We start from the raw sequence: 22,008 nt of genomic DNA, 5'->3' as shown, positions 1-22,008 counted from the left end.
GTGGCGTATATGCCATAATTATGTGGTAACGTTAACACAATCATGCTATAGTTGAAAAAGGAAATACACCATCACTCTAGAATTAAAAAATAGGCTATAAACTAAAAAAGGATGATCATATGACAAGCATTAAAGATGTGGCCAAAAAGGCCGGGGTTTCCGTCACCACTGTATCGCGGGTCATCAACAACCGAGGCTATATCAGCAAGGATACCCGCAAAAAAGTCGAGTGGGCTATGCAAGAGGTTGATTATCATCCCAATCAAATTGCCAGGGCCCTGCAAAGAAGCCAGACCTTTTTCATCGGGGTCATTGTTCCGGATTCCAATCATCCGTTTTTCTCCGAATTGATTAAATATATTGAGATTCTGGCCAATGAACGAAATTACAAAGTGCTCGTATGCAATTCGCTCGACGATCCCGAAAAGGAAGCGAATTATATCAACATGCTCCGGCAAAACCAGGTGGACGGAATTATTATGTGCAGCCATACGCTGGATATCGAACAGTATAAGAAGGTTGCGCTGCCTATAGTATCATTTGACCGAATGATCTCTCCCAACATTCCGTGCATCGGTTCAGACAATTATCGCGGGGGCGAGTTAGCAACCGAACACTTGATCAAGCAGGGCTGCAAGAAAATACTGCATATCTCGGGGCCGCTGGATCTCGACATGCTATCTAACCGGCGGGGAGACGCCTTTATTCTCACCTGCATGAAACATGGCGTCGAATACGATTTCATTCAGGGAGCCCGCAATAAGCTGACCTTCGACTATTTCTGGGATTTCATCACCCATGAGCTGTCGTCGGTTGAGCTGACCGGATATGACGGGGTATTCTGCAGTAATGATATCGTGGCCTACGCACTTTATATCTATGCCCAACAGCAAGGAATAAAAGTCCCTGAGCAACTAAAGATTGTCGGGTATGACCATCACACCTTCACCCGCATGCTGCAAAATCCGAAATTAACCACGATCAAACAACCGATCGACCGTATCGGACGGCTGCTGCTTAATACGCTGATCCAAATGATCGAGAAAGAGCCCGGGGACATTAATAACACCACGATTTTGGATGTGGAACTGGTTGTCGGGGAGACGACTTAACTGAGGGCGAGTTCGCACCACGCGCAGCTCCCAGGGTGCGGAGTTTCGCTGCATGATGCGGTCGTCGACCATATGCCTATACCATGGTGAGCCGAAATCTAGGGGGAGACCTGGCTTGTTCCGAGCTACAGTAATACGGTGGGACAGATTGGATTGGGGCCGATTACATGCGTGCTCATCGTGTTGAGCGATATGCTATGGGATGACAGTCACATCCTGTCATGCGTCATACCAGGTATGGATGCAAATATAAACAGGGAAGTGCCGCATCGTCGCGCACTTCCCTGTTTAACATTCCCTATATAATAGGGTCTAGTGTCCGTTGTGTCCGTTCATCTACGTGTTACTACTCCACCTTCGTAATCGGAGCAAATCCGGCTAATAGCCGCTTCACACCGACCGGTGCAGGGAAGGCAATCTGCAGCTCCATATCATTGCCGGAGCCCTTCACCGATACGATCGTACCTGTCCCCCATTTGCCATGGGCCACTTTATCGCCAGCCTTGAATTCCCCGGCTCCCGAGCTTTCCCCGGCTTTCTGGTGGGCCGCCCCACCGGTCGTGACCGTTACACGGCTGTTCGGAGCGGCTGAGCGAGCTGGGGCAGAAGCTGTACTGCCGCCAAGCGAAAGATCACGTGCTCGATTCCCTCCGCCAAAGTTGCTGCCACCGCCGCTGTTAAACCCACGGCCGGCGTATGAGCCGCCAAGATTGCTGCCGCCACCGCGGCGATAGCGGTCATGCGCCACCTGCGTGTCCTCCTTCAGCTCATCCGGGATTTCATCCAGGAAGCGTGAAGGCGGGTTGGCCGTCGTGCGGCCGAACAGCGTCCGCATGCGGGCACAGGACAGGAACAGCTGCTTCTCCGCACGGGTAATGCCGACATAAGCCAGGCGGCGCTCCTCTTCCAATTCCTCATGATCCATAAAAGCCCGGCTGTGCGGGAATACCCCTTCCTCCATGCCAATAATGAACACATACGGGAACTCCAGCCCCTTCGCGCTGTGCATCGTCATCAGCACAACCGCATCGCTGCGATCCTCTTCATCATCATTCATCGTATCGATATCCGCGATGAGCGCAAGATCGGTCAGGAAGGAGACCAGCGACTTGTCTTCGTTATTCTTCTCAAACTCCTGCGTGACCGACAGGAACTCGTCAATGTTCTCAAGGCGTGACCGGGATTCGATCGTATTCTCGTTCTGCAGCTCCAGCCGGTATTCCGACATTTCCAGCATTTTTTCCGTAAGCTCGGTAACGGACAGGAACTCCACCATGCGATTCAGCGCGGAGATCATATCATAGAAGTTGACCAGCGCATTGCGTGTACGGCCTGCAAAACCAAGATCATCGACGATTTCCAGCACGCGGTAGATGGACATCCCCCGCTCTGCCGCCGCCGTCGCCAGCTTGGCTACGGTCGTGTCCCCGATGCTTCGTTTCGGCACATTAATAATCCGGGTCAAGCTGATATCATCATCCGGGTTGGAGAGGAGGCGCAAATAAGCCAAAATATCCTTAATCTCTTTGCGATCATAGAACTTGATGCCGCCGACAATCTGATACGGAATGTCCGACTTGATCAGAATTTCCTCGATGACCCGGGACTGCGCATTGGTGCGGTACAAGATGGCGTGATCCTGATAGCTTTTGCCTGCGTTGACGTTCTTGCTGATCTCCGAGGTGACAAAATACCCTTCATCATGCTCCGTATCGCCGCGGAACACTTTGATCTTCTCGCCTTCGCCCTGCTCGGTCCACAGCTTCTTCGGCTTACGGCCCGTATTCAGGTTGATGACCGCGTTAGCTGCATCCAGAATGTTCGAGGTCGAACGATAGTTCTGCTCAAGCATAATCGTCTTCGCTTCGGGATAGTCCTCTTCGAAATTGAGGATATTGGTAATATCCGCACCCCGCCAGCGGTAAATCGACTGGTCACTGTCCCCCACGACGCAGATCCGGTGATGGCTGTCCGCCAGCATCCGGCAGAGCATATATTGGGCCCGGTTCGTATCCTGGTACTCATCCACATGGATGTACTGGAACTTGCGCTGATAGAAATCCAGCACCTCAGGCACTTCCTTAAACAGCTGGATCGTGGCCATGATCAGATCATCGAAATCGAGCGAGTTGTTGCTCTTGAGGCGCTTCTGGTATTCGGTGTACACCTGGGCCACAATGCTCTCAAAATAGTCCCCAACCTTCTGCTCATACTGCTGCGGGGTAACCAGCTCGTTCTTCGCGGCGCTCATCGCCGCCTGAACAGCCTTGGGCTCAAATTTCTTCGGATCAATGTTCAGGTTCTTCATCACATTGCGGATGACCGACAGCTGATCGGTGGAATCCAAAATGCTGAAATTGGAGGTGAATCCAATCCGTTCAATATCTCTCCGCAAAATACGAACACACATCGAGTGGAAGGTCGATACCCAAATATCCTGGCCTTCCCTGCCGACAAGCTTGGATACCCGCTCCTGCATCTCGCGCGCGGCTTTGTTCGTAAAGGTGATGGCCAGTATGCTCCACGGCGCCGCCTTGCGCGTAGCAATCAGGTAAGCGATCCGGTGTGTCAGCACCCGCGTCTTGCCTGAACCGGCTCCGGCCATGATGAGCAGCGGTCCGTCCGTAGCCTCCACGGCTTGGCGCTGCTGGGGATTGAGACGCTTGATCGCCTCATGTATGTCAATGGAAAACATAGAGCTTGCCTCCTAGCATAGGTATAGAATAGAAAATAAAAACAGGTCAGGTTCAGCCTTTCACCGCTTTGACGGTATCGAGCGCCTGCTCCAGATTGTCGTACACGATATTGCCAACGACGATGGTATCCGCAGCGGCAGCTGCTTCCGCAGCCTGTTCCGCGTTCGTAATTCCCCCGCCATAGAACAGGCGAGCCTGCTCCAAGCTCCTGCCAACGGTCCGCACGATGTCCATATCGCCAAAAGTGCCGCTGTACTCCAGATAGAGGATCGGCAGCCGCATCAGCTTGTCCGCAATCTGGGCATAGGCGCTGACAGCGCCAGCCTCCAGAGACACATCGGCGCCGGTCAGCTTGGCGACCGCAGCCTCGCCGTTCAGGACGATGTATCCTTCGGTTACAATCAGCTCCCATGGTATCATGTATCCGTAGCGCTCAATGCCTTCCCGGTGCCGCCCCATGATCCAGGTGGTATCCCCGGTGTTCAGAATCATCGGAACCATATATAGATCAAAGCCTGGCACAATCGCTTCCAGATCGGATACCTCCTGCACGCATGGCAGCTCATAGCGGCGAATTCGGGACAGGAGATCCACGGTATTTTCATAGGTGACTCCGGTGGAGCCGCCTACCATAATCGCATCCGTGCCTGACATGCATACCGCTTCAAGCGTGTCATCTCCGATCTCCTTGTCGGGATCCAGCTTAAACACATGCCTCCAGGATTGTATCAAGTCTTTCAAGCGTCATACCTCCACGTTCTTCAGTAGCTGGTGATGAGGATAAGTTGAATGATGAAATGATATATCCAGCCCACCCTGTATTGTCTCTTCATCAAGTCTATGCCAGCAGGGCATAGCAAGTCAATGTTCGTATTTCATGCGAACACATGTTATCCCTCAGTTTAGGAGATTCGACCTGAATTAGTACACCCTCAATTCAAAAAGCCCGCCACTCTCTAATCGAGAGAGACAGGCTCATCGAACCCATAAATTGGATCTTTCATATTCGTCATTTCAGATGCCGCAACGATGCCAGCAACCGAGGCTGACGGCCTCTCAGCATTCACAAAGCCTGGAAGACTAGTACGCATTCTTGAAGCCGTTGCGGATCGTGCGCAGAATGATTTTGATATCAAACAGGATCGACCAGTTCTCGATGTAGAAAATATCGTGTTTGATTCGCTCTTCAATCGACGTATCCCCGCGAAGGCCGTTGCTCTGTGCCCAGCCGGTGATGCCCGGGCGTACATGGTGCTTCACCATGTACTTCGGAATTTCCTCCTTGAACTGCTCAACAAAGTAAGGACGCTCCGGCCGCGGCCCGACCACACTCATATGACCCAGCAGCACGTTGAAAAACTGCGGCAGCTCATCCAAACTCGTCTTGCGCAGGAAGGAGCCGAATTTGGTGCGGCGCGGATCATTCTCCACCGTCCAGCCCGTATCAGCCACACCCGGCGGCAGCGGCTTCATCGAGCGGAACTTATACATATAGAATGTGCGCCGGTTCAGCCCGACCCGCTCCTGCTTGAAGATCGCCGGTCCAGGCGAGGTCAGCTTGATTCCGATGTATATGAATATCATCACCGGCAGTGTAAGTATGATGGCAATCAGCGAGAATGCAATATCAAACGCCCGCTTGAACAGCCGGTTCGCAGTCAAGTCGAGCGGAATATCCCGCACATTGATCATCGGCATGCCGGCAAAGTTGTCAAACGTCGGCCGGGCAGGCAGATAGTCGAAGAAATCCGGAATAATGAGCGTGCGCACGCCCGCTTTTTCACAGGTCTCGATAATCTCCGGGTACTTATGATGAGCATCAAGCGGCAGGGCAAGTACAACCTCGTCCACCAGCTTGTTGTCCAATACATGCGCAAGATCGCTGACCTTGCCCAAAATTGGCTTGAATCGTTTGGATTCGGCCTCGCCCCACTGCTGGTAATCATCCAGGAAGCCAATGACCTCGTACCCAAGCTCCGGGTATTGGCGCAGGTTCCGGAAGAACCTTTTGCCCAGGGAGCCCGCACCCACGATGAGCACAAACTGGCGGTTGTAGCCTTTTTCCCGGAAATGGCGCAGCGCCTTCTTCAGGAAGTAACGATACAGAATGATCAGCACAACGTTCAGGATCATGTAGATCCCCAGATACATCCGGGAGATGTTAATCTCCTTCACGAAAAACATCACGCTAAGCAAAATGAACAAGCCGATAAAGTGCGCCTGGAAAATCTTCATGAATTCATCGGCAAAACGTTTCTTGCGCTTCGGCGAGTACAGGGATACCATGATCCCCACCATTACGGCAATGACGCCATAGATCAGACTCCACATCCCATATGTGCCGACAGGCAGCGGTTGTTCGTACGGGAACCAGCCGCTTTCGAATTTGAGCCACCAGGCCAGCAGGAAAGAAAGCTGCACCAGCGCAAAGTCAGACAGCATATACAGCTTCGTTAGAAAGCCTTGATTTTTACGGATCATGATTTCACCTCCACTCCGCCAGAGGATGTCTGGGACATCGTCGCCGGCCGAATCGGCTTCAGCCGATTCGTCAGCAGGGAGAGCACCAGCTTCACCCCTACTCCGGCATAAACGGCCCCGTTAACCCATATGTTGTATTTCTTTCGGTAATGCTTGCGATGGAACAAAATCATCGCCCGATGGAACTCGTATATAATCTTGAACGGGCGTCGCCGCGCGCTCCCGCCTTTATAATGAACAATCGTGGTGCGGGGAACATAGTGAATGCCCCAGCCGGCCTCTTTAATCCGGTAACACCAGTCGATATCCTCTCCATACATGAAAAAGGTCTCATCCAGCCCGCCAACCTGCTCCAGCGTCTCCTTGCGCACCAGCATGAACGCACCGACCAGGCAGTCCACCGGATACTCCTGATCCGGATCCAGATAACCGAGCTGGTACTGGTTGAACCGCGGATTGTTCGGAAAGAGCTTGCTCAGACCGAATGCATAATAGAAGGAGGCGGAAGGCGTAGGAAAGCCTCTTTTGCAGGCCTTGTCGAGGGAACCGTCCGGGAGAATGATTTTGCAGCCCGAAGCCCCCACCGATGGATATTCATCCATAAAAGCGACCATCGTCTGAATTGTATCCGTCTGAATGACCGTGTCGGAATTCAGCAGCAGCACATACCGCCCCTGCGACACCGCCATCCCCTGGTTGTTCGCCTTGGCAAATCCGGTGTTCTCCGTATTCTCGATCAGCTTCACTTGCGGGAACTGCTCGCGAAGGGTCTGTACGGACGCATCTTTCGAATTGTTGTCGATCACGATGACTTCATATGTATATCCGGTCTCCGATGCGAATACCGATCGCAAACAGTCCACCGTCAGCTGACAGGTGTTATAGTTCACGATTAAGATGCTTAAATCCATACGCTAATGTCTCCTGACAAATATAGTAATCTATCGACATTATAGCATAGAGTTTGTTGGGAATGTCGGAATTACAAGGAAATCCTGCTATATGGAGTCGAACAATGCCTAAATAGTTTCTAAACAAATCCAATCAGTATGAATAGTTTAAATAATAGATTTTCAAGACTGGACTGCCTGTGCAGCTTGCTGTGCCTGATATAATTGATTCGATCACGCATACGTCGACGGGGCGCTATGAATAACTCGAGCTGCTCTCTATGATCATCACTTAAGCGGCTGCCATAGATACGGTAAAACTCTTGTGCCTGACGCTGAAGCAAAGCCTTCCCGAAATGCCTCCGGAAGCTACCCCACTTCCCTTTCAGTTTGCCCAGCAACGTATCGCTGCCACCGACGACGTTATGGTCGTGCTGCCGATATAACATGGAAGGATGATGATCATAGATCACCGTACCAAACGCTGACACAAGTAAGTAAAACCACCAATCATGCATCAATACACAGCTGCTGTCCGGATTCTTACTATGAATGAATAAGTCCCTGGCCGATTTATTCAGCGTGATCGTTGCTCCTATTGCAATATTTTCGTATAAGGCGTTGAAATAGGAAGGACCCCGTTCAGGCGGTTTAGGCCACTTGCTCTTGCGGTTCAACTCACTGTCGGTCAGGTATACTGAGGTGAATACCATAGCTGGCGACCCGTTATGTATCGAAGCTTCCATTCTATCGAGTGCCGACTCCACCTTGTGCTCCAGCCATACATCATCCTGATCGCAGAAGCAGTAATAATCTGCATGAGGATCCGAATCCCGCATCAGTTCCAAAAAGCTGGCGACAACGCCAACGTTCCTCCCTTGGATCACTTTGATTCGCTCCGGATAAGTCTTAACCAATGCCTGAATCACTTCCATTGTCCGATCAGAGGACCCGTCATCCCGAATAAGAATCGAGATATGGGGATAGCTTTGGTGAATAATACTATTGATTTGCTCTGCTATATAATGCTCCCCATTGTAGGCGGACAGTAACACCTGTACCTTCTTCATCTCAACTAAAACCTCCGGGATAACAAAAAAGACCTGCATCCATATCAGGTCTTTAGGATTTACTACAAGTATAGATCAGGTTGCTGTTTCATTTCCAGCATAAACCGCCTTAATCCGTCCTTCCAATGAGGCAGCTCTTCCAAACCGTTAACGCGAATCGCAAGATGCTCCATTACGGAATTCGAAGGACGTTTGGCAGGGCGCGGGAACTGTTCGGTTGAACACGGCTGAAGCGTAGCAGCTATGGATAAACCTAGTTCCTTTTTCGCTTCGACAAAAATCATTTCCGTAAACTCATACCATGTGCAGGAGCCACTATTCGAGGCATGGTAAATACCGTATTTCTCCGTTGTGATCAGGTCAATCAGAAAACGAGCCAAATCAACGGTATAGGTGGGAGATCCCTTCTGGTCATTCACCACCTGGAGAAGCGGTTTATCCTGCCCCAGACGCAGCATCGTCTTCACAAAATTGCCTCCATGAAGCCCGAACACCCACGAGGTCCGCACAATAAACCAGCGGGTGCAAAAATCTCGAGTCATCTGCTCTCCGGCATACTTGGATTTTCCATATACCGTTTGAGGATCCACAAGATCATACTCCAGGTACGGCTTGCCGCTCTCCCCGTTAAATACATAATCCGTACTGATATATACGAGTTTAGCACCCACCTGCTCGGCCGCCATCGCCACATTTCGAGTGCCGATAGCGTTAACCAGAAAGGCTCCGTCTATGTCGCTTTCCGCGGCATCCACAGCCGTATAAGCGGCACAATGGATAATGCAATCTGGGCGGTGCCCAGTAACAACCTGTAGGCACTGAGCCTCGTCCGTAATATCCAGATCAGCCCGGGAACAACCAACCACCTCAAACCCAGCTTGACTGCAGATCGCCACCACATCCTGCCCAAGCTGTCCTTGCGCTCCGGTGATCAATACCTTCATTGCTTGTCACCCAGACGAGTGCCGTATTGCTTCGTTAGATATTGCCGGTATTCACCCGACTGAATTCGGGTCCACCAGTCCTGATTATCCAAGTACCATTGAATCGTTTCCTTAATCCCAGTCTCAAAGTTATGCTTCGGCTTCCAGCCCAGTTCCTCCGTAATCTTCGTCGGATCGATGCCATAACGACGATCGTGACCAGGACGGTCTTCAACATAGGTAATCAACGATTCCGGCTTCCCGAGCTCCTTGAGAATCGTTTGGACGATATGAATGTTCGTGCGCTCGTTGTTGCCGCCGATGTTGTAAACCTCACCGAGGCGTCCCTTATGAATGACAAGATCAATCGCGCTGCAATGATCTTCTACGTATAGCCAGTCCCGGATATTCATCCCGTCCCCATAGATCGGCAGAGACTCGTCGTTCAAAGCCCGGGAGATCATGAGCGGAATCAGCTTCTCCGGGAATTGATAAGGCCCATAGTTGTTAGAGCAGCGGGTAATATTCACTGGCAGCCCGAACGTTTCATGATAAGCTCTTACAAGAAGGTCTCCCCCGGCCTTGCTCGCCGAATATGGACTGTTTGGAGCCAACGGCGTTGTCTCGGAGAATAATCCTGTCTCCCCAAGCGATCCATAGACTTCATCCGTGGATACTTGAACGAACTTGGCAACGCCGTACTTTTTAGCTGCATCCAGCAGTACCTGAGTGCCGAGAACATTCGTATTGACAAACACCTCTGGCTCCAGAATACTGCGATCGACATGAGACTCAGCGGCAAAGTTGACTACGACGTCAATGCCTTCCTGGAAGATCTGATCCACTGCGTCTTTGTCCGCAATATCCGCCTGGACAAAGGAATAGTTGGATTCCTGCTCCACAGACTTAAGGTTCTCCAAATTCCCTGCATAGGTAAGAGCATCCAGATTCACGATTTTGTAATCTGGATGCTGCTGCATCATATATAGAATGAAGTTACTACCTATAAATCCGGCGCCGCCGGTAACTAGAAGTTTCATGGTTTCCGTACTCCCCTACTCAAAATTCATCTCAGCATCCTGAAGTAATGGATGCTGCTGATCTTTATCCGACAGTACAGGATTAGATACCGGCCAATCAATGCCAAGGGCCGGATCATTCCATAATATGCCGCGGTCGTGTTCAGGGGAATAGTATTCGTCCACCTTGTACAGGACTTGGGTATTCGGCACGAGTGTGCAAAAGCCGTGAGCAAATCCCTTTGGAACAAGCAGCTGGCGTTTGTTGTATTCACTTAGGATAACGCCGACCCATTGGCCGAAAGTAGGGGAGCTTTTGCGAATATCTACGATTACGTCGTAAATCGCTCCCGACAGCACTCGAATAAGCTTCGTCTGGGCCTTAGGGTTAAGCTGATAATGAAGCCCGCGGAGTACCCCAGGTTCTGCGGACAAGGATTGATTGTCTTGAACGAAATTGTACGTGATCCCGTGCGCTGCAAGCACCGACTCATTATAGCTTTCCATGAAAAAACCCCGGTGATCGCCGTGGACCACCGGTTCAATTAGATAAGCATCGGCGAGTTTTAAAGGAGTGATGTTCATGGGACTGGAAACGCCTCCTTGTTTACGATTTGAACTTACCAAAGTCTTCGCCAAAGTGGACATCCCTGGCCAATTCATTCGCTCTTGCCAGTGATGGATGTGTTCCCGCATCCGTCCACCAGCCCTGAAGCACATCAAAAGTAAGCTCTCCACGTTCAATATATGCATTATTAACATCAGTAATTTCTAATTCACCGCGTGCCGAAGGCTTTAACGTTTGGATAATATCGAAAACATGATGATCATACATATAAATGCCGGTCACAGCATAACTGGATTTGGGCTGTGCCGGCTTCTCCTCAATGGAAATGATCTGATCCCTCTGAAGCTCTGGAACCCCGAAACGGGTAGGATTTTCAACCTCTTTAATCAAAATCTTAGCACCAGATGATTGGTGCTTAAAATTGGACACATAGGACGAAATATCATCTTCAAATACATTATCCCCCAAGATCACAACCATCTTCTCATCACCGACAAATTGTTTAGCAAGATACAACGCCTGCGCGATACCTCCAGCCTCGTCCTGAACTTTATAGGTAAAGGAGACGCCCATCTCACTTCCGCTGCCGAGAAGGTTCACAACATCCCCCATGTGATCTTTGCCGGTTACAATGAGGATATCCGTAAGACCTGCCTGACGGAGCTTATATACCGGGTGGAAAATCATCGGGTATTTCCCAACTGGTAAAAGGTGTTTATTGGTGACTTTGGTTAAGGGATAGAGGCGGGAGCCTGTCCCGCCTGCTAGGATTATGGCTTTCATTTCATCCCCCTTTAATTAATGGATCGTAGTATAGTTATATATAATTCAGCCTCAATAAATATAAAACGAAGCACCCAAAGTTTTTTGCGCTCTCTTAAAAACCAATACACTTAGTGAGGCAACACTGTATAAGCGGAACTAGCTAAATAATTTAAATCATGGTGGTTTAACACCTATCAAAATGCCACTAAAGAAATCATGCTAATCCAAACTTCCATATATTTCACTCTTTTTTTAAGTCATCTTCAATATACCATCGTTCCTTCTCCATTCTAACAAGGATCAGTGTCTTTTAAGATTTGATTTCAACTTCGATTTATTAATTGATTCTTTGATTATAGAAATTATTACAACTCCAAATGAAACAATCCATAAAAACACAAGTAAATAACCAGAAACTCCTTCAAAACTTATCTCTAAAGCCCCAGTCCTATAGAAAAGAGATCTACCAGCTACTGCAAAAGAAATAATCAATGCAGCAACAATCAATGAGTAGAGATAAAACTTATTTTTAATAGCTGTCTTCTTAGTATTCTTTATTATTTTTGAGAGGACAATTCCATTAGCTATAGAAGCCAAAATCAGAGCTAAATCAATGAATTTACTAATATTGAACATTCTACTATAAATAAAAACAACAGCATAAATAGATGCAAGTCCCAAACCATACCAGATTGATTGTGTTCGTCCCAACAAAAAGATAAATCTGATTAAACCATAAACCAAAATAACAGCCATTAGAAAATCAACTTTTGAGTAGATCGTTTCTGGAGCAATGTTACTCTTGACAGTATATGTTAAAGTACTGGTTTCGCGACTATATAAATCAAAAGTAACGTTGTGATCTCCATCTATTATTTTTACAATTCCGGACCATTCATGCTGTAAGAACGATACAGTAATATCTCTTGCAGCAGGGAATTCTATTGTGATTGTTGACGGTTGTCCTTTATAACTTAATAACGAATTATCTCTAGCTTCCCACTCCTGATTCTGTAATTTAGTTATATCCATTTCCATACCGCCGACTGAAACTTTAGTAATCCACACTTCCGAGCCTTGAGAACTTTCACCCTCTTCACCTGTAGCATGTACTTCTATATAACTGCTTTGATATTTATGATTATCAAACAGCTCTCCTCCGGCTCCTACCACAAGAATACTTAATAGTAGAAAAATAATATTTAATCTCCGACTCAGGACTTTCACCTTAATTGAAAGATAATTAAAAAGATAAACAACAAAAACACCAGTTGCAATAAAATAAAGAAGTACAAATATATATTCTATTGTTGATTGAATAGTATATCTATTTACAACATCAGTTAAATAAATCGAGTTACTAATAATAAAGAACAAGAAAGCTAATATTTTTCTATTCATAATGCATCCTTTAATAGTATATCTCTATTTATAAAATTATTAGTTTCTTTTTCATTTGTATCATTGAATAATTTATTTATTTTCATAAATATCTCGTCATTATCGTATTGATAGTTTTCTAGTTTATTTTTCATTTCCTTAATAATATGTTGATTCTTAAATAGATAAACCATACCTTCTAAAATATCTTTTTCACTATTATTTACAAGCCATCCTGTCTTAGTATGGTCAATCTGTTCGGAAATTCCGCCAACATTTGTTGCAATTACAGGAACGCCTAGTATTAATGATTCATATATTGTATTTGGTAACCCTTCATAATAAGATAATAATGCAAATAGATCAGAATCCACCAGATATGGAAATGGATTCTGTTTATGCCCCAAAATTTTAACGTAATCTTCTAGACAATATTCCTGGACTAAGTGTTTAATATACTGTTTTTGACTGCCTTCCCCAATAATATTCCAACGAAAATCAAAGTTTTGATCTTTCAATTGTTTTGCTACTGATAATAATCTCTCGTAACCCTTCTCGCTTTCTAAGCGCCCGATGGTTATAATTTTTAATTTATCGTACTTCTGCATCACATATGCCGATTTTTTAATAGATTCAAGCGGCATGATATTCGGGATTACTTCCGTCTTATGTTTTAAATCAGGGAACTTTCTAATGAAACCTGATCTGCTATACTCGGAAACAAATATTATTTTATTGAATTGACTATAAATTTCTCCATCATTTTTTGTAATAGACTGAGTCCAAGAATTAAACCCCGACCAATTGGCGTAATCTGTATGTATCCATTGGATTTTGATGATTTTTTTATCCATGCTGGATACGAGGGAACGAAAACCCGAACCTTCCGAAGTAATGCAAATGGCTTGGTATTTGTTAAACTCATTTTTTAAAGAAGGCGTTACATATTCAAGAAAGGATCGTTCCGCGCTTTTTAATTTGGATTTCAATGTCATTAAAAGTTTTAATTTTTTCTCATTATTGGCATAATGACGGCCCAATATTATACCTAGGAATCTTTCATTAAAGAGATTATTTTCTTTAATATTTTCCCATGTGATAATATCAATGTTTTCATACTCTTTTAAAGTGGAGGTGTTTGGTGTCTCGCCTGAAAAAATTGAAACTTTTTCTCCTTGGCTTTGTAATTTTTTTATCATCCTAAGGGACGAAAGATGCCCCCCACCTTGGTAGTTGATATTATCGATTATAAACAAGAAACCTTTTCTGTTACTAGAAGAGTGATCCTCTTCTATTTGAATACTTATATTTACAAAATCAAGAAACTCATTCAATACATTTTTTTCAAAAGAAAATTCCACTAGGTTTTGTTTTATATGATTTTGTAGATTTTTATCCTCCAATAATATTCCTAATTTCTCAGACATATCAGATACATTAAAGTCCGTTAAAAGTCCATTCTCTCTATGAATAATTTGTTCTTTAGCACCGGACGTCTTAGTAGCAACAACAGGAGTGTTAAGGATTTTACTTTCGGTTATAACAAGAGACCACGATTCATAATCCGAGAAAACGGCCATTACATCTGCGTTTTTTATATAACTATATGGATTTTCCTTTGGCCCTAGTAAGATAAAATCCTCTTCTATTCCATATTTGTTGATTCTATTTTTTACTTCATTTAGAATTTTTTCATCTGGAGTTTCCCCTATATTGATCCATTTAAAATTTATACCTTTTTTTCTTAAATCCATAAAGACTTCAATTGCTCTTGAATGATTCTTCTGTTCCCTTAAATTTGCTACAGTTATTACGACTTTTGACTGAGAAAAATCAAAGTCCTCAACCTTTTCCTTTGAAAGCTCCCTAACTTCATCCTCATTTATCATATTATGAATAACATGAGTTTTTTCTTTTATAAACGGGTATAGTCTTATGCTTTCTGCCAAGGAATGATTTGATACGAAAATATATTTATTAATCTTGTTGTAGCTGGCAAAAAAGTTCTCTGCACCAAAATACTCTGCCTTTGATAGATCATTATGAATCCATGCTGCTTTTGTAGAAGCATTAACTTCTAATGCCACAAAATCAGGAGCAAACCATTCCCCATAAGAAAAGGCTATATCGTAATGTTTGTTGTAAACGAAATCAAGTGCATCAAGTCCATATTTCTCTACTTTTTCTTGTTTGTAGAAAAACTTGCGTTTTAATTTTCTAATGAACCCAGAATTAGATTTATCGGATACACATAAATTGACCCAGGTAGGTAACTTATCTAAGAGAGATATACCACTGTTTTTCTTATGATCAGTAATTAGTAAATCCACTTCAAAATCTCTAGGGTCTAGTTTATAAAGCAGATTTATTAACGCTATTTCTGCACCTCCCCTATTCAATTCAGTTGTAACAAATAGCAGTTTCTTTTTCACTGAGGATTCCTCCAAATTTTTTTATATTTCATGTAGAGCTGATGCAACTTATTAGGTATTTTATTGATAACTTTAAAGTTACTTCGATTAGCGAAGTCTCGTGTCTTATGATAGAATTTTCTTAGAGTTTGTTGCCAATACGGACGAATTTGCTTCTTGGGGACCAATGTAGGGTATAATATAAATGGGTTCCATTCCTTGTGTCTAGTTGACTGGTGGATTAAAAGAGTTGCTTCCGCGTTAACTGAATTCAGCTCTTTTTTCTTGGTCGATTTAAGATTTATTAAAAACTCCGGTATAGTATAGCCGGTTCCCAGCCCAACTTTTTGGCCTGTAAAACTGAGTCTAACATCATTTATTTCCCGCAAGTTTTTTCCACTAGTATTTCGTATAACAATTCTTAACAAATCATTTATTTGATAACTACTATCGTGAATACATAGACTTAATGGGATACAGTTTTTTTCCAAATTACTTTTTGTCCTTTGTATGGAAAATGAACTTACAAAGTCAATCTCTAAATGCTTTTCCAAACTATCTACTGCTACAGCGAAAAATTTATAATCTACTAAGTCACTGCTTCTTCCGATCCAATAGTAATCATTTAACGGCAAATGAAGCCAATTATTATTATCGTTGTGCAACAAAGCTTGAACATACCAAAGTTCGCCAAATAGGAAAATAGAAGTCTCCCCTTTATTTGATGCTTTTTTCGATAAAAGGTACGACGTACTGGAATCTATGATATTATGCTTAATAATTTCCTCGTAACTCGCTGTATCGTCATCAAAAATAACGAGCGATACTCTTCCGGTAACTTCTTTGTGAGTAGGCTTTTTTTCATAATCAAGTATATATTTATAACTAGATATAAAAATTGTATCATCTAAGATACTATAGGGCTTGCTAATTTTTTTTCTAGTCTCAAAACTGTTGCTAAGCAACTTCATCTTTTGAGCTAAATCATAAGAACTTCCATTAAACTTAATACAGTTTCTTAAATTCTCAAACTTTTCAAAAGCAGGAATATCTCCACATATAATTGGAACGCCACTCAAATACAATTCATGAATACTATAGCAAAAGGACTCCACATAGTTTGGAAAAACCGCGTATCCGATACTTTTTAAAATGATATTTAGTTGATTTTTATCAACCTGGTCGGTAAATACAAATCTATTAAGATATCTCGCCGGTATTCTTTCCTTAAGGGCTTGTTTCATTTGTATACCGGTAACGCTCATTCCTGAATATCCCACTAAATAAAAACAACTGTTCGAGGTAGGGTTTTCATCTAGGAAAGTTACCGCAGCATCTATAAAAATCTCGACACCTTTTAACTCGAACAACCTTCCATAGTAAAGGATATTTTGCTTAGCTTCGTCTATTTGGTATTCCGGTATTTTCTCAGCATCAATCGGTGGAGGTGAGATAATAAATTGTCCAGAATTCAGACCATATCTTTCCTTATATAAGCCCCCCCACTTTTCGGAAGGAACAAGGATAATGTCCGCTGCCTTTAACGATTCCTTTTCCATTTGGTACATCAATATTTTCTCATAATTAAAATCAACTTGTTTCTGCTCGATATCCATCAAATCAATTGTACAGTGTGCTCGAATACTTAACTTACAATCACGAAATTGATTCTCATATTTATGAGCAAGTGTTGAAAAATACGCAGCACCTGCATAATCAAAAAACTCCAAATAATCAAATGGATCCCTAGAATATAACCAACGTAAAGCAAAATAAAATTGATAACTTTTCCATAAATAAATGTTGTTGAAATCGGAAAAATCACTATCTATTCTTTCTTCTGCTAATATATCTGAAAGTGTCCTTACATTAATTCGTGTATGATTAGGAAGAAGCTGCTTGAATTCTTTATTAAACCTATCTGTTTCGCTTTTTGTAATATCAAGTAATAACGTAATCCGCACGTTGTTTATGTGTTTCAGAATTTCTTTCACGGCACTCCAAATAAAAACCCCACACCCACCATCATTTATGGGATGCAATTCATAGGATACAAAAACGATATGTTTATTCTCGCTCAACTTCTCACCCCCATCAAGAAAAGGCGAACAGTTTTCTTTGATGTAATATCATTCTCTAGAGCCCAAGAGTTATACAGTTGAATTATTTCTTCCCTTTTATCAATCGCAATTAAGGCTTTACGAGCGATTTCAACCGGATTGTCTGGTTCGTTTACAACAAGATACTGCTTAAGAATAGGGTTCTCTTCAAAATAATGATGATTAGGGCCTGTTAAACAAGGAACTCCTTGGGATAAGCTTTCTAAAGGGAGTAATGGTGCACACTCAGAAAATGTTACATATAGATTTATTAGATTTCCAGTGAGGCGCTCTGCTAGTTCGGCTCTAGATACCCCCCCTTGAAATCCGCAAATCTCCACACCAATCTGATTTGCATATTCCTTCATCCTATCATTACATGGGAGAGCATCAATTTTAAAATCCCCCATTAGCTTTACTGCAGCAATCTGGGTAAATGCGTTCTTATTCCAGGTTTCCCCGGAGGCGTATATCCCCACCCTATCTTTTTGCATGGATATCCCACGCTGCTTGGATTGACTCACTTGTAAATTTCGGTTGTTTACAGCGTTCTTTACAAAAAAACTAGGAAACCCTGCATATGCATAAAGTTCTGCCATAGTCTTTTTTGCAAACCCCCATCTATACAGAAGCCCTTCTTGATGTAATTGAATTATTTCATTGTGTCGTTGCCAGGAATAATTCTCATACATGTGAGTTGTATTACCATGCCAAAAAACTGAAATCATAATGCTATAGTCCAATTCTTTCAATCTTCGAGAAAGTTGTAAATAACCTTCTGCAAAACCACTGAAAATCACATGTTTAATTTGTCTATCTATAATTAGATCCGCAATTTTATTAATCAACAATTTGGAATGCATTTCAGGCAGCGGTAACCTATGTTCAAACAAATCTTTGGTAGAATTACTTACTCCCATCCAGTCAGGGTGATGTATTGCTAAGTTTGATTTATATGGAATTAGATTGACGATTTCCTTTGAATTTCGATAAATTAAATCATTCCTCTTAGTGAAAAAATATTTATCTTTCCAGGTTCTCAACTTTCGATATAACGAAAAAATCTTCGTCTCCATTAATTTAATCAGTTCTCTTTCATTTGATAATTTAGTACCATGGTCCTCCGATAATGTGTTTAATCTTGATTCATATTCGCTTATTTTTCTTTTCAGCTCATAAATTTCTAGTTCTTTTTCTTCTAGAAGCACCTTATATTTTTGATCCATCCCAAAACTCACCTACTTCTATTACCTATTGAAACTTGTTTTTATGAGCCTGATTATTTGATTCAACTTGCCAAATCCAAAAGTTACGATTCCCTTTATAACTTCTCTTTCATTAATACATTGTTTTAAGTACTCTGTTCTAATTAATTCGTCATATTTAATATGTAGGTCTAAGTTAGTATTAGAATAAGAGTCTATCTTTGTTGAGTCACGCTTGTGATAATAGGCCAATGGTTGTGGCACAACCTTCACCCTCTTCGATTTTATAAATCTCATATTAAATTCCCAATCACCCAAAACTGGCAAATCCTCCCTATATAGTCCTATATCTCGAATCACATTTCTTCTATAAACGAAGGCATTTGTAGTAAATAGATTTTTTCGCGATAATTTCCAAAATGAGATATTTGCCAATCGTTCATTAAAATTCTTCCTAGAGACTTCATAAAGTTTTTTATCTTCAATATACTCAACAATAATTATTGAGTGTGTCACTATCCCATCTATGTCACCGGAAGTATCAAGTGCATCTACACATACTTTTAAAAATTCTGGATCCCATGTATCATCATCATCAAGCAAAGTTATAAATTCACTGTCGCTTTGTTTAATTGCAGTGTTAGTAGCAACCTCCATAAATGCAGGCTGTTTCAAATGAATTGTTTTAATTTTACTACGCATGTTTTCTTCATACTGTTCGAGCAAAATCTCAAGTGGGCCCACTTCTCCTCCGTTATTAATGAGAATAATTCCCCAATCCGTATATGTCTGTTCAAATATACTGTTCAACGCTCTTTTTAATAACAATGGTCGGTCTTTTGTTCGGACAATGACACATACACGGTTCTTATTCAAAATAACTACACCTCTTTATAGTTAGCTGGCACCACTATAAGCATTGATTACATCATTAGCTGACCCTATCATTCGTACTCTTCCTTGTTCTAACCATATAGCATTATCGCATATTTCCTTAACTTGTTCAGAAGAATGTGAAACAAATAAAACGGTTGCTCCTCCATTTAAGAGAGAACTCATCTTTTCTTTGCATTTCTCTTGAAATTTGTAATCCCCTACAGCAAGTACTTCATCCACAATAAGGATTTCTGGCTCGATCATAGTTGCAATTGAAAATGCCAATCTAGCTACCATACCCGAAGAGTAGTTCTTTATAGGAACATCGATAAATTTTCTCAATTCAGAAAAATCAACAATTTCATCATACCTGGATTCCATATACTCCCGTGAGTGCCCTAGTATAGCCCCATTTAAATAGATGTTTTCCTTAGCTGTTAAATCAAAATTAAAACCCGCCCCTAATTCTATTAAAGGTGCCATATTCCCCTGAACTGAAACTTTCCCTGATGTTGGTTTCAATACTCCTGCGATAATTTTTAACATAGTACTTTTACCTGCACCATTCAACCCAACTAATCCAAACGTCTCACCTCTTTTGACGCTGAAAGACACATCTTGCAAAGCCTGAAACTCGTCATAGAATAATTGTCTCTTTAACATCCTAACTACATACTCTTTAAAGTTATCAATCTTTTCTCTGCTTAAATTAAATAACATTGAAACATTTTCCACTTCAATCACGTTATCACGATTCATTAAAACCCTCCTTACAGTTAAACGTGAAGAATGAACTTATCCTGTTTCTTATAAAAAACATAGAACCCTGTAACAAAACTCAATAATCCGATAAGTAGACAAATGACATTTTCCTGTATGCTCGGGAATGTCTGATACATTACAATCTGCCTGAAATAATCCACCATATAGTACAGTGGGTTTATTTTAAATATAAATTGCATATTATCAGGAAGTACATTGGCTGGATAAAATAGCGGTGTGAAATACATCCAAGCAGTAAGAAGCACTTCATATAAGTAACTAACATCTCTGAAGAAAACAGTTACTGCGGACAGCAGCATACCAATACCCACTGAGAATAAAAATACATAGACAAGCGCTAGCGGCAGTAACAACAAAACTGGGGTTATCTTCACTCCTACAACTAACATAACCAATACCATCGCTATCAAAGAGAATCCTGTATTTACTAGAGAAGAGATACAACGAGACAAAGGAAAAATATACTTCGGAACGTATACCTTCTTTATCAGGGATGCATTTCCGACAATAGAACCCATAGATTGAATGGTAGCATTTGAATACATGTCCCAAATAATCCGACCGGTTAATACATATACAGGAAAGTAAGGTATATCGCTTTTGAATAAATTTGAAAAAACCAGGGTCAGAACCACCATCATTAACAGTGGATGTAACACGCTCCATAAAACACCCAAAACAGACCTTCGATATCTTAGTTTAATGTCATTAACTACAAGCTCATTAAGTAAAAATCTGTATTTAAGGAAATTATTCCAATACTGTTTCATCTACTTGTGTATAGCTCCCTTTACCAAATTAGATTGATGTTCTGTGTAATAATCTAATGTAATTTTAAGTCCGTCTTCGAGTTTGTAAATTGGTTTCCAATTTAACTTTAACTCTGCCATTCTGTTTTCCAAACAACTGTGGGCAATATCACCAATTCTATGATTCTGATACAGAGGTGAAATTTTGACAGATCTTATGTATGATAAGCTGTCAAGCAGTTGAGTTAAACTTATAGCGGTTCCAGAACTAATGTTAAAGGTCCCAACGTCTTCGCTTATTGAGGCTTTCAAATTTGCTCTTGCAACGTCACTAACATAAATGAAGTCCCTCGTTTGCTCTCCAGTGCCTAATATTATCGGTGGTTCATGATTTAATATACGATTAATAAAAATTGATATTACTCCACCCTCACCGTTATAGTTTTGCCGAGGCCCATATACATTTGCATATCTCAAAATTGTGTAATCTATTCCGTATAATATATTATATGTCTTTATGTACATCTCTGCAGCAAGTTTCGAAACACCATAGAAAGATATCGGATCAGTAATGTGCTCCTCAGTAATAGGCAAGGACATTGGTGTTCCATATACTGCCGCAGTCGATGAGAAGATAATCTTCTTAACGTTATTTTTCTTGCAATTCTCTAATACATTAATAAGTCCTTTAATATTAATTTCCGAATCCTTAATCGGATCCTTAATTGATTCCCCCACACTGGCTTGGGCTGCTAAGTGAAATACACAATCAGGTCCATGTTCAGTGAACACAGTTTCAAGGTCTGGTGAGCATACATCCATAAAAATAAAACGAGCATTAGAATTAATATTTTCTTTATTTCCCGTAATAAGATTATCAATAACTGTTACTTCGTGTCCTTCATTTATTAGCAAATCGACCAAATGAGAACCTATGAAACCCGCACCACCTGTTACTAAAGCTTTCATAATCAGATCATC

Annotated in this window: 18 protein-coding genes; 1 reads left to right on the top strand and 17 read right to left on the bottom strand. The window is 42.5% G+C overall.

The window, feature by feature from the left end:
* Positions 1-119: 119 nt before the first annotated feature.
* A complete protein-coding gene (locus tag CHH75_RS13495; RefSeq protein WP_095267877.1) occupies positions 120-1,112 on the top strand; it encodes a LacI family DNA-binding transcriptional regulator in 993 nt (330 codons plus the stop codon).
* 346 nt (positions 1,113-1,458) lie between these two features.
* On the opposite strand, the gene pcrA is transcribed toward CHH75_RS13495, so the two are convergent.
* The 17 genes from pcrA to CHH75_RS13410 form a co-directional block, all read right to left on the bottom strand.
* Positions 1,459-3,807, bottom strand: coding sequence for a DNA helicase PcrA (pcrA, locus tag CHH75_RS13490; RefSeq protein ID WP_095398433.1), 2,349 nt, complete (start codon positions 3,805-3,807; stop codon positions 1,459-1,461).
* A 52-nt stretch (positions 3,808-3,859) separates the two neighbouring features.
* On the bottom strand, positions 3,860-4,549 hold the full coding sequence (pcrB, locus tag CHH75_RS13485; protein WP_095398432.1) for a heptaprenylglyceryl phosphate synthase: 690 nt from the start codon (positions 4,547-4,549) through the stop codon (positions 3,860-3,862).
* 339 nt (positions 4,550-4,888) lie between these two features.
* Complete coding sequence (locus tag CHH75_RS13480; RefSeq protein WP_095267874.1) at positions 4,889-6,289, bottom strand: undecaprenyl-phosphate glucose phosphotransferase; 1,401 nt, start codon at positions 6,287-6,289, stop codon at positions 4,889-4,891.
* Entirely contained in the window at positions 6,286-7,200 is a 915-nt protein-coding gene (locus tag CHH75_RS13475; protein WP_095398431.1) for a glycosyltransferase family 2 protein, read from the bottom strand. Before CHH75_RS13475 ends, CHH75_RS13480 begins: the two co-directional genes overlap by 4 nt.
* A 119-nt stretch (positions 7,201-7,319) precedes the next feature.
* A complete protein-coding gene (locus tag CHH75_RS13470) occupies positions 7,320-8,249 on the bottom strand; it encodes a glycosyltransferase family 2 protein (protein ID WP_095398430.1) in 930 nt (309 codons plus the stop codon).
* Positions 8,250-8,311: 62 nt separating this feature from the next.
* Positions 8,312-9,193 carry a dTDP-4-dehydrorhamnose reductase gene (rfbD, locus tag CHH75_RS13465; RefSeq protein ID WP_095398429.1) on the bottom strand — a complete coding sequence of 294 codons (882 nt, stop codon included), beginning with the start codon at positions 9,191-9,193 and terminating at the stop codon, positions 8,312-8,314.
* Positions 9,190-10,212, bottom strand: coding sequence for a dTDP-glucose 4,6-dehydratase (gene rfbB / locus CHH75_RS13460; protein ID WP_095398428.1), 1,023 nt, complete (start codon positions 10,210-10,212; stop codon positions 9,190-9,192). The genes rfbD and rfbB overlap by 4 nt, the downstream gene beginning before the upstream one ends.
* 15 nt (positions 10,213-10,227) lie before the next feature.
* Positions 10,228-10,776 carry a dTDP-4-dehydrorhamnose 3,5-epimerase gene (rfbC, locus tag CHH75_RS13455; RefSeq protein ID WP_095398427.1) on the bottom strand — a complete coding sequence of 183 codons (549 nt, stop codon included), beginning with the start codon at positions 10,774-10,776 and terminating at the stop codon, positions 10,228-10,230.
* 22 nt (positions 10,777-10,798) lie between these two features.
* Positions 10,799-11,542 (bottom strand): sugar phosphate nucleotidyltransferase, encoded by a 744-nt coding sequence (locus CHH75_RS13450; RefSeq protein ID WP_095398426.1) that lies wholly within the window; start codon positions 11,540-11,542, stop codon positions 10,799-10,801.
* 282 nt (positions 11,543-11,824) lie between these two features.
* A complete protein-coding gene (locus CHH75_RS13445) occupies positions 11,825-12,925 on the bottom strand; it encodes a hypothetical protein (protein WP_095398425.1) in 1,101 nt (366 codons plus the stop codon).
* Positions 12,922-15,336, bottom strand: a complete 2,415-nt coding sequence (locus CHH75_RS13440; protein WP_095398424.1) for a glycosyltransferase — start codon at positions 15,334-15,336, stop codon at positions 12,922-12,924. The genes CHH75_RS13445 and CHH75_RS13440 overlap by 4 nt, the downstream gene beginning before the upstream one ends.
* Positions 15,333-17,396 (bottom strand): glycosyltransferase family 4 protein, encoded by a 2,064-nt coding sequence (locus tag CHH75_RS13435; RefSeq protein WP_095398423.1) that lies wholly within the window; start codon positions 17,394-17,396, stop codon positions 15,333-15,335. Before CHH75_RS13435 ends, CHH75_RS13440 begins: the two co-directional genes overlap by 4 nt.
* The gene (locus CHH75_RS13430; protein WP_095398422.1) at positions 17,393-18,640 is read right to left on the bottom strand and encodes a glycosyltransferase family protein; all 1,248 of its coding nucleotides are present in this window, start codon (positions 18,638-18,640) and stop codon (positions 17,393-17,395) included. The genes CHH75_RS13435 and CHH75_RS13430 overlap by 4 nt, the downstream gene beginning before the upstream one ends.
* Before the next feature lie 21 nt (positions 18,641-18,661).
* Positions 18,662-19,495: a glycosyltransferase family 2 protein gene (locus CHH75_RS13425; protein WP_176475560.1), complete on the bottom strand. Its 834-nt coding sequence runs from the start codon at positions 19,493-19,495 to the stop codon at positions 18,662-18,664.
* A gap of 21 nt (positions 19,496-19,516) precedes the next feature.
* A complete protein-coding gene (locus tag CHH75_RS13420; RefSeq protein ID WP_095398420.1) occupies positions 19,517-20,254 on the bottom strand; it encodes an ABC transporter ATP-binding protein in 738 nt (245 codons plus the stop codon).
* A gap of 17 nt (positions 20,255-20,271) precedes the next feature.
* On the bottom strand, positions 20,272-21,048 hold the full coding sequence (locus CHH75_RS13415) for an ABC transporter permease (RefSeq protein WP_095398419.1): 777 nt from the start codon (positions 21,046-21,048) through the stop codon (positions 20,272-20,274).
* Positions 21,049-21,996: an NAD-dependent epimerase/dehydratase family protein gene (locus tag CHH75_RS13410; protein WP_095398418.1), complete on the bottom strand. Its 948-nt coding sequence runs from the start codon at positions 21,994-21,996 to the stop codon at positions 21,049-21,051.
* Positions 21,997-22,008 lie beyond the last annotated feature (12 nt).

The organism is Paenibacillus sp. 7541 (assembly GCF_002276395.1).
Taxonomy (GTDB): domain Bacteria; phylum Bacillota; class Bacilli; order Paenibacillales; family Paenibacillaceae; genus Paenibacillus_AQ; species Paenibacillus_AQ campinasensis.
Note: the sequence above shows the minus strand (reverse complement) of the source record. Positions and strands in the feature narration are given on the sequence as shown.

Excerpts from the sequence above, each read along its gene's own strand:
- CHH75_RS13495 (WP_095267877.1), top strand. The coding sequence starts at position 120 with ATGACAAGCATTAAAGATGTGGCCAAAAAGGCCGGGGTTTCCGTCACC.
- pcrA (WP_095398433.1), bottom strand. The coding sequence starts at position 3,807 with ATGTTTTCCATTGACATACATGAGGCGATCAAGCGTCTCAATCCCCAG.
- CHH75_RS13480 (WP_095267874.1), bottom strand. The coding sequence starts at position 6,289 with ATGATCCGTAAAAATCAAGGCTTTCTAACGAAGCTGTATATGCTGTCT.
- CHH75_RS13475 (WP_095398431.1), bottom strand. The coding sequence starts at position 7,200 with ATGGATTTAAGCATCTTAATCGTGAACTATAACACCTGTCAGCTGACG.
- CHH75_RS13470 (WP_095398430.1), bottom strand. The coding sequence starts at position 8,249 with ATGAAGAAGGTACAGGTGTTACTGTCCGCCTACAATGGGGAGCATTAT.
- rfbD (WP_095398429.1), bottom strand. The coding sequence starts at position 9,193 with ATGAAGGTATTGATCACCGGAGCGCAAGGACAGCTTGGGCAGGATGTG.
- rfbB (WP_095398428.1), bottom strand. The coding sequence starts at position 10,212 with ATGAAACTTCTAGTTACCGGCGGCGCCGGATTTATAGGTAGTAACTTC.
- rfbC (WP_095398427.1), bottom strand. The coding sequence starts at position 10,776 with ATGAACATCACTCCTTTAAAACTCGCCGATGCTTATCTAATTGAACCG.
- CHH75_RS13450 (WP_095398426.1), bottom strand. The coding sequence starts at position 11,542 with ATGAAAGCCATAATCCTAGCAGGCGGGACAGGCTCCCGCCTCTATCCC.
- CHH75_RS13445 (WP_095398425.1), bottom strand. The coding sequence starts at position 12,925 with ATGAATAGAAAAATATTAGCTTTCTTGTTCTTTATTATTAGTAACTCG.
- CHH75_RS13430 (WP_095398422.1), bottom strand. The coding sequence starts at position 18,640 with ATGGATCAAAAATATAAGGTGCTTCTAGAAGAAAAAGAACTAGAAATT.
- CHH75_RS13420 (WP_095398420.1), bottom strand. The coding sequence starts at position 20,254 with ATGAATCGTGATAACGTGATTGAAGTGGAAAATGTTTCAATGTTATTT.
- CHH75_RS13415 (WP_095398419.1), bottom strand. The coding sequence starts at position 21,048 with ATGAAACAGTATTGGAATAATTTCCTTAAATACAGATTTTTACTTAAT.
- CHH75_RS13410 (WP_095398418.1), bottom strand. The coding sequence starts at position 21,996 with ATGAAAGCTTTAGTAACAGGTGGTGCGGGTTTCATAGGTTCTCATTTG.